At 55.7% G+C, this 4,083-nt stretch carries 2 protein-coding genes; one reads left to right on the top strand and one right to left on the bottom strand.

Features of this window, described 5'->3' with window-relative positions:
• Window positions 1–704 (bottom strand): TerB family tellurite resistance protein (locus ACJROR_RS01225; protein ID WP_406545512.1); only part of this gene is annotated, 704 nt, incomplete at its 3' end.
• Between the two features lie 281 nt (window positions 705–985).
• On the opposite strand from ACJROR_RS01225, the gene lon reads away from it, so the two are divergent.
• On the top strand, window positions 986–3,952 hold the full coding sequence (lon, locus tag ACJROR_RS01220) for an endopeptidase La (RefSeq protein ID WP_406545511.1): 2,967 nt from the start codon (window positions 986–988) through the stop codon (window positions 3,950–3,952).
• Window positions 3,953–4,083 lie beyond the last annotated feature (131 nt).

The raw sequence follows: 4,083 nt of genomic DNA, 5'->3' as shown, positions 1-4,083 counted from the left end.
GAAACTCCCAGAAGTCTGAGTGCGCTCTCGTAATCTGATGATGAGGAGTCGTACCCGCCATAGGAGCTCCCGCCGCGCTGGCCGCCGTTTTGGCGGTAGCCGCCCATTTCCCGGATAAGATCCTGAACCTCGCTGCGGGATACCCCCAGGCCGTCAGCCACTACGCAAATGCGCCGGTTTTCCTCCGGGCTGATATTCCCGTTTGCCAGGGCGATTAACACCAGATAGGCAATTACAGTTAAACAGGCGCTGTGGTTATTGCCGTGCACGGAATAAATGAGGCGCAGATCTTCATCAGGAGAGTAGTCCTTGCTTTTTCCGGTCTGGAAGGCCTGAATAAAGGTTTGCCGGTGTTCGGGGCCGAGCCTGGCGATTATGGCCTCCGCGGTGTTGATTTCATTCTTGGTGATTACGGCGTTGCCCCGGGCCACATATCCCACCAGACGCATGATGGCGCAGGTAATGGTGGTGTCATCGGCATCAAAGGCGCTTTCGCCCTGACTGCCGTACCCGCCGTATGATGAGTAGGAGCTTCTGGTGATTTTGGCGTTCTTAACAATACCGATGATTGCGAGAATGATCATAGTTCCCAGAACAAACAGTCCGAAGCCGGGGGGAAAGAGGGCGAACACGATTACGAGAAGAAGGATCCCGCCGCAGCCGCACCCGCATCCGCTGTCCTGATTGTTGTTGTAGCCGCTCATGGGATCTCCGGTTCAAAAAAGGAGCTTTTTCCTGTGTTACCGGGGAGATTGTAGCAGATACCCGGAGCAAAAAATGCTGAACGGGCGGAATTATCCGAAAAATCCGCCGCCGGAAGAGCCGGAGGGGCAGACACTGGCGGCAGGCCTTGCATGTGCCGGAAGATATGGCAGGCATTACGCCGGAAATATGTTATCACGGTAATTTTTGCGGCTTCACCCTTGAAAAAAGCCGCGTTAAGCCGTATTTAGTGTAGAAGCAATTAGAAGCAGGAGATTCCAGAATGTCTGATAACAACGGCAACGATAACAACGGGAACAGCAATAACGAAAACAAAAACGGCGGAGATAACGCCGCAGACGTTAAAAACAGCGCGGATGAAAAGTCCGGACAGCATAAAAGAGACCTGTCAGTTCCGGAAAAGGAACGGCCGCCGGTGCTGTGCGTGCTTCCGGTGTTCGGCCGGCCCTTCATGCCCAGTCAGGTAATACCGGTGCAGCTGGCTCCCAGATGGGAAAAAGCCCTCCGTAAAACATTAGACAGCCCCTCCAAAATGGTGCTTCTGGTGGCCGTGCCCGAAGGACGTCTGGAAAGCGATCTCCGGGAAGCGGATTTCATGAAGATGGGCTGCCTGGTGCGGGTAATTCAGGCCCGGGTAAGCGATGAGCTCCAGTTTATCGCTCAGGGCGTGGCCCGGGGCCGGGTTACTAAGCTGCGCACGGTGGACGGCTGCATTGAGGGCGATATTGAATATCCGGAGTGCAAGGTGCCGGTAACCATGTCTCCCGAGGGCATCGAAATCAAGGCCTATGCCATGTCGATTCTGGCCACCCTGAAGGAGCTCATGCCGTTAAACCCGCTCTACTTTGAAGAGCTTAAGCAGTATCTTACCCGTTTCAATCCCAACGATCCCTCCATGCTGGCCGACTGCGCCGCCTCCATCACCACATCGGAAGCGGAACAGCTCCAGAATGTGCTAGAGACCGTGGATCTCCTGCCGCGGATGAAGCTTTCCCTCACTCTTCTGAAGAATGAGGTGGAGATCGCCAAGCTCCAGAAGAATATCAAGGATACCGTGGCTCAGAAGCTTACGGACAGACAGAAGGAATTCTTTCTCAAGGAACAGCTCCGGGAAATTCAGAAGGAGCTGGGCATCACCGTTGATGACAAGACCGCGGATGTCAATCGGTTCAAGGAGAAGATGGCCGAGCTCAATCCGCCGGAGCAGGTTTTGAAGAAATTTAACGATGAGCTGAACCGCCTGTCCGTGCTGGAGCCCGTCAGCGCCGAGTACGCTGTCTGCCGGGATTATCTCACCTGGCTGACCAGCATTCCCTGGGGCGTCTATGCCGATCAGAACTTTGACTATGCCCGGGCCAGGAAGATTCTGGAAGAGGATCACGAGGGGCTCAAGGACGTCAAGGATCGCATTCTGGAATATCTGGCTGTGGGAGCCTTTAAGCTCCGGAACAAGGAGGCCGAGGCTGCCGAGGCAGCAAAGAAGGCCGAACAGGACAGCGCCAAAGCCGGCGGCAAGAAGGGCAAGGCTAAGAATGCTCCGGCTCCTGATGCCGTGGTTTCCGAGGCTCAGGAAAAGGAGAAAGAGGCTCCGGAGACTCCTGCGGAAAACACCGCTGACACTGCCGGAAACGCCTCTGAAAATCAGGGCGGCGAGACCGCTGACAAGCAGGAAAACGAAAAGAAGATTCCCGGACTTTCCGGAGACGAATCCAACGGCGCCATCCTGCTTTTTGTCGGACCTCCGGGAGTCGGCAAAACCTCCATCGGCAAGTCCATTGCCCGGGCTCTTAACCGGCCGTTCTTCAGACTCAGTCTTGGCGGCATGCGGGACGAGGCTGAAATCAAGGGCCATCGCCGCACCTATGTGGGCGCTCTGCCGGGCCGCATGGTGCAGGCCCTTCGGGAGGCTCAGGTAATGAATCCGGTAATCATGCTGGACGAAATCGACAAGCTTTCCCATGACAGCTTCAGAGGGGATCCGGCCAGCACGCTTCTGGAAACCCTGGATCCGGAGCAGAACAGCGGTTTTCTGGACAATTACCTGGATCTGCGACTGGATCTTTCCAAATGTCTCTTTATCTGCACGGCCAATTCCATTGACGGCATTCCCGCTCCGCTCCTGGATCGTCTGGATGCCATCACTCTTTCCGGCTATCTGGCTGAAGAAAAGATGCAGATCGCCAAGAAGCATCTTATCCCCAAGATCTTCAAGAAGGACGGCGTGGCCAAGAACAAGATAAAGATCAAGGACACTGCCTTAAGAAAGATTGTGGACGAATATGCCCGGGAGGCCGGAGTCAGAAGCCTGGAGAAAGCCATTGCAAAGATCTCCCGCAAGGCGGTGACCAAGTTCCTGGAGGATGAATCCATTAAGAGCGTCACCGTGAACCCCGAAGACATCAAGGGCTATCTCGGCGTGGCTCCCTTTACCCGGGAAAAGACCATTTCCGGCGTGGGGGTGGTCACCGGGCTGGCCTGGACCTCTGCCGGCGGCGCCACTCTCCCCATTGAGGCCGAGATTGTGGATAACTCCGCTCGGGGCTTCAAGCTTACCGGCAATCTGGGGCAGGTCATGAAGGAATCCGCGGAGATTTCCCTGAGCTATGTGATTTCTCATCTGAAGGAGCTGGCTCCCAATACTGATCCGAACTTCTTTGAAAAAGCTCTGGTGCATCTCCACGTGCCTGAGGGCGCCACTCCCAAGGACGGCCCCTCTGCCGGCGTGACCATGGCCAGCGCCTATCTCAGTCTGGCCCTGAACCGGGCTCCCAATCCGGGCTTTGCCATGACGGGCGAGATTTCCCTTACCGGCAGCGTGCTGGCTATCGGCGGAGTGAGAGAAAAGGTCATTGCCGCCAAGCGCATTGGCATTTACCGCCTGATTGTGCCGAAGGCCAACATGGCTGACGTGGAGGATCTGCCGGAATACGTCCGGGACGGCGTGGAGTTCTTCTATGCCGATGTTTATCAGGACGTGGCCGATATCCTATTTTCCGACAAGTACGCCACTCTTCCGGAAAAGAAGAAAAAGCCGGCCGCAAAAGCAGCTAAGGCCGCTGCCCCTGATGACGGAAAAGAGACCTCCGATAAGGCTGCGGAAAAGACCCCGGCCAAATCCTCCGGCAGAAAAACCAGCGCTAAAAGCACCGGCAAGACTCCGGCGGCCAAAAAGTCCGGAAAGACCGCTTCCCGGAAGAGCGTCGGAAACAAAAAAGCTGACAGCGAATAAAGAGCCTGCGGGCAGGGCAGCCTGATGGAAGACGAAAGGGAGCAGAGACTCCCTTTCTTTTTAGGAAGCCCCGCAGAACCGGAAATCCCGCGGCAAAAACAGAACGGCAAAAACAAAGAGATTTTTTCTGA

Origin of the sequence: Succinimonas sp. (assembly GCF_045225735.1) — a bacterium.
GTDB lineage: Bacteria > Pseudomonadota > Gammaproteobacteria > Enterobacterales > Succinivibrionaceae > Succinimonas.
This window is presented reverse-complemented; position numbering and strand designations above follow the sequence as displayed.

Coding starts and splice junctions, on each gene's coding strand:
- lon (WP_406545511.1), top strand. CDS start 986: ATGTCTGATAACAACGGCAACGATAACAACGGGAACAGCAATAACGAA.